5 protein-coding genes are annotated in these 3609 nt (G+C 73.6%); 3 read left to right on the forward strand and 2 right to left on the reverse strand.

Features of this window, described 5'->3' with window-relative positions:
• Positions 1–134 precede the first annotated feature (134 nt).
• Positions 135–1250 carry a glycerate kinase gene (locus EAO73_RS34710; protein WP_147975522.1) on the reverse strand — a complete coding sequence of 372 codons (1116 nt, stop codon included), beginning with the start codon at positions 1248–1250 and terminating at the stop codon, positions 135–137.
• Between the two features lie 126 nt (positions 1251–1376).
• Between EAO73_RS34710 and EAO73_RS34715 the strand changes: the two genes are divergently transcribed.
• A complete protein-coding gene (locus EAO73_RS34715; protein WP_147975510.1) occupies positions 1377–1868 on the forward strand; it encodes an NUDIX domain-containing protein in 492 nt (163 codons plus the stop codon).
• A gap of 14 nt (positions 1869–1882) precedes the next feature.
• On the opposite strand, the gene EAO73_RS34720 is transcribed toward EAO73_RS34715, so the two are convergent.
• Complete coding sequence (locus tag EAO73_RS34720; protein WP_147975511.1) at positions 1883–2083, reverse strand: DUF2191 domain-containing protein; 201 nt, start codon at positions 2081–2083, stop codon at positions 1883–1885.
• Positions 2084–2130: 47 nt separating this feature from the next.
• On the opposite strand from EAO73_RS34720, the gene EAO73_RS34725 reads away from it, so the two are divergent.
• Together EAO73_RS34725 and EAO73_RS34730 are read left to right on the forward strand one after the other, a co-directional pair.
• Positions 2131–2772 (forward strand): class I SAM-dependent DNA methyltransferase, encoded by a 642-nt coding sequence (locus EAO73_RS34725; protein WP_147975512.1) that lies wholly within the window; start codon positions 2131–2133, stop codon positions 2770–2772.
• A gap of 239 nt (positions 2773–3011) precedes the next feature.
• Positions 3012–3596: a TMEM165/GDT1 family protein gene (locus tag EAO73_RS34730; RefSeq protein ID WP_147975513.1), complete on the forward strand. Its 585-nt coding sequence runs from the start codon at positions 3012–3014 to the stop codon at positions 3594–3596.
• The last annotated feature ends 13 nt before the right edge of the window (positions 3597–3609 follow it).

The following is a 3609-nucleotide window of genomic DNA, read 5'->3' on the forward strand; positions in this document are numbered from 1 at the left end:
GCGCCTGCGGCGGGCCTTGTCCCCTACCCGCCCCTTCCCGAACCGGGGCTCCGCCCCGGACCCCGCGCCTCAAACGCCGGCGAGGCTGAAATGGCCGGCCTCGCCGGCGTTTGAGCCCCCGGTTACGGAAAGCCTCAGGCCAGAAAGTCGCGCGCGATCGACTCCGCCGCGCGCTCGAGCAACGGCCCCGCCTCCGCCATGCACACCGCAGGATCCGGCTCCAGGTCCAGCAGCGCGTACGCCCGCCGGATCCCCGCCCCCTCCAGCGCCTCCGGCGACAGCGCGAGGCGCCCGCAGACCGCGACGACCTCCACGCCCGCCGCCCGCGCCGCCGCCGCGACCCCCGCCGGCGCCTTGCCGTGCAGGGTCTGCGCGTCGAGGGAGCCCTCGCCGGTGATGACGAACGTCGCCCGCTCCAGCGCGGGCGCGAAGCCGAGGACGTCGAGCATGACCTCGATCCCGGGGCGGAAGCGCGCGCCGAGGGCGACGAGCGCACCGTAGCCGATGCCGCCGGCCGCCCCGGCGCCGGGCAGTCGGGCCTGCTCGGGGCCGAGGAGCGACGCGTAGTGCGCGAGTGCCGCGTCGAGCACCGCGATGTCGGCCTCGGTGGCGCCCTTCTGGCGGCCGTAGACCTCGGGGGCACCCTTCGGGCCGGTCAGCGGGTTGTCGACGTCGCTGGCGAGGATCAGGTCGATCTCCGCGAGGCGGGGGTCGAGCCCGGAGAGGTCCGCATCGGCGAGGTCCGCGAGGCCGGCGCCGCCCAGCCCGACCGGCTTGCCGTCCGCGTCGAGGAGGCGCGCGCCGAGCGCGGCGAGCATGCCGGCGCCGCCGTCCGTGGTCGCGCTGCCGCCGACGCCGAACACGATGGTCCGCGCCCCCGCGTCGGCCGCGGCGAGGAGGAGTTCCCCGGAGCCGTACGTGGTGGCCGTGAGGGGTGCGAAGACGCCCTCGGGCAGGTGCTGGAGGCCGGACGCCTCGGCCATCTCGACCACCGCGGTGGTCCCGCGCACCGCGTACGCGGCGGTGACGGGGTCGCCCAGCGGCCCGGTCACCCGCGCCTCGCGGCGCTCGAAACCGGCGGCCACCGCCGCCGCCACCGTGCCGTCGCCGCCGTCCGCCACGGGCAGGGTCTCCACCCGCACCCCGGGGACAACGCGCCGCAGCCCGGCCGTCACCCGCTCCGCGACCTGCACGGCCGTGAGCGAGCCCTTGAACTTGTCCGCCGCGACGAGCACGCGTGCGGTCTCCATCACTGCTCCGTCCGTCACCTTGATTCCCTTTGCTTTCGAACAGGCAGTCGCGCCGCCCCGACCCTATCCGCCGTACCCCCTCCCTGCCCATGGTCTGATCGATCAAAGTGGGCCTACGCTGACCGTGTGACCACTACTGACTACGCCACGTACATTGCCGGTCTCCCCAAGGTGCTCGTCGGCGCCGCCTGCGTCTTCCGGGACGCGAACGGCCGGGTGCTGCTCGTCGAGCCGAACTACCGGGAGGGCTGGACGCTCCCCGGCGGGACGGTCGAGTCCGCGGACGGGGAGACCCCGCGGCAGGGAGCGCGGCGCGAGTCGCTGGAGGAGATCGGGCTCGACATCGAGCCCGGCCGGCTCCTCGTCGTCGACTGGGCGCGCGGCAGCGACCGGCCGCCGATCGTGGCATACGTGTACGACGGCGGGGTCCTGGACGAGGAGCAGCTGAAGGCGATCCGGCTCCAGGAGTCGGAGCTCCTGTCCTGGAAGCTGGTCGAGCCGGCGGAGATCGACCAGCATCTGAAGGGGTCGCGCGCCTGGCGGATGCACGCGGCGCTGGAGGCACTGGAGTCCGGCACGGGCGCCGTGGAGCTGGAGGACGGCCGGCCCGTCGGCTGACGCGGAGCGGCGGGTCAGCCCTGCGTCTCCGGCGTCCCGGTCTTGTCGTCGCGCGCGCTCTCCTCGCGCGCCGCGACGCGGGCCTCCGTGCGGTGGCCGCGCGCGATGTAGTCGCGGACCACGAGTTCGACCGCGTCCTGCGGGTTGCCGACCCCCGCGAGCACCATCACTTCGACCACGAGTTCCGCGTCGAGACTGACCGCCACCTTCGCCATGGCGCGACGGTACACCGCTCCCGGGCGGGCCCGGTACGGTCCCGGGCATGACTCTCCCCGCCACCCGCGCCTCGTACGACACCGTCGCCGCCGACTACGCCGCGCTGCTCGCCGACGAGTTGGCGGCGAAGCCCCTGGACCGGGCGATGCTCGGCGCCTTCGCGACGTATGTGCGGGCCGGCGGCGGTGGGCCCGTGGTGGATCTCGGGTGCGGGCCGGGGCGGGTGACCGCGTATCTGCGCGACCTCGGGCTCGCCGCCTCCGGTCTCGACCTGTCGCCCGGCATGGTCGCGGAGGCGCGGCGGCGCCACCCGGAGCTGCGGTTCGAGGTGGGGACGATGACCGCACTGGACCTGGCGGACGGTTCGCTGGGCGGTGCTCTCGCCTGGTACTCGCTCGTGCACACCCCGCCGGAGGAGCTGGGGGTGTACGTGGCCGAGTTCCACCGGGTCCTGGCCCCCGGCGGCCATCTGCTCATCGCCTTCAAGGCGGGCGACGACGAGAGCGTGCGGCTGGAGCACGCGTACGGGCACCCCGTGGACCTCGATGTGTACCGCTTCGCCCCGGACCGGGTCGCCGGGCTGCTGGAGGACGCCGGGTTCGAGGTGCGGGCCCGGCTGGTGCGGGCGGCGGATGCGGCGGAGCGGACTCCGCAGGGGTTCCTGCTCGCGCGGCGGCCGGCCGGCTGAGGTAGTGTGGACGGCTGCGAAGGGGAGTAGCCCCGCAAACCGGTCGTCGACACACTGGAGCCCTCGGGTTCCCGGTGGCCGGGCTCGTGGACCATCACGGGTGGGCGAGACCTTCGGCCAGGTATGACACGCCCACGCCCGGTGGGCGGTGCCGTCATGCCGGGCCGAGTGGTCCTCCGAAACGCCGACCGGCACTTCGCGGAGATCCGGGGCCCGGCTCGTACAGAAAGCCTTCCGGAATGCATCTCGACCCCCTGGCGATCATCACCGCTTTCGGGCTGATCTTCCTCGCCGAACTCCCGGACAAGACGATGTTCGCGTCGCTCGCGATGGGCACGCGCATGCGGCCGCTCTATGTCTGGTTCGGCACGTCGTCCGCGTTCATCGTGCATGTCGCCATCGCGGTGGGGGCGGGCGGACTGCTCGGTCTGCTGCCCGACTGGGTCGTCAAGCTCGTCTCGGCCTCCCTCTTCGCCTTCGGCGCCTTCATGCTGCTGCGCGGGGGCGGGGGTGACGAGGACGACGACGAGGGCCCGAAGACGGTGACCGGGTTCTGGCCGGTGTACTCGACGGCCTTCATGGCGGTGTTCATCAGCGAGTGGGGCGACCTCACCCAGATCACGACCGCCAACCTCGCGGCGAGCAACGGTACCTGGTCGACCGCGATCGGCTCCGCCGCCGCCCTGATGTCCGTATCGGCGCTGGCGCTGCTCGCGGGCCGGTTCATCGCGAAGCGCGTCCCGCTGAAGACCGTGCAGCGGATCGGCGGGCTGTGCATGCTGGGTCTGGCGATCTGGACGGTGACCGAGATCTTCACCGGCTGACCCACGGGCTTCG

This window comes from Streptomyces sp. col6 (genome assembly GCF_008042035.1).
Classification (GTDB): domain Bacteria; phylum Actinomycetota; class Actinomycetes; order Streptomycetales; family Streptomycetaceae; genus Streptomyces.

Bases quoted from the DNA above. Each gene is read 5' to 3' on its own strand.
- EAO73_RS34710 (WP_147975522.1), bottom strand. From the start codon at position 1,250: ATGGAGACCGCACGCGTGCTCGTCGCGGCGGACAAGTTCAAGGGCTCG.
- EAO73_RS34725 (WP_147975512.1), top strand. From the start codon at position 2,131: ATGACTCTCCCCGCCACCCGCGCCTCGTACGACACCGTCGCCGCCGAC.
- EAO73_RS34730 (WP_147975513.1), top strand. From the start codon at position 3,012: ATGCATCTCGACCCCCTGGCGATCATCACCGCTTTCGGGCTGATCTTC.
- EAO73_RS34720 (WP_147975511.1), bottom strand. From the start codon at position 2,083: ATGGCGAAGGTGGCGGTCAGTCTCGACGCGGAACTCGTGGTCGAAGTG.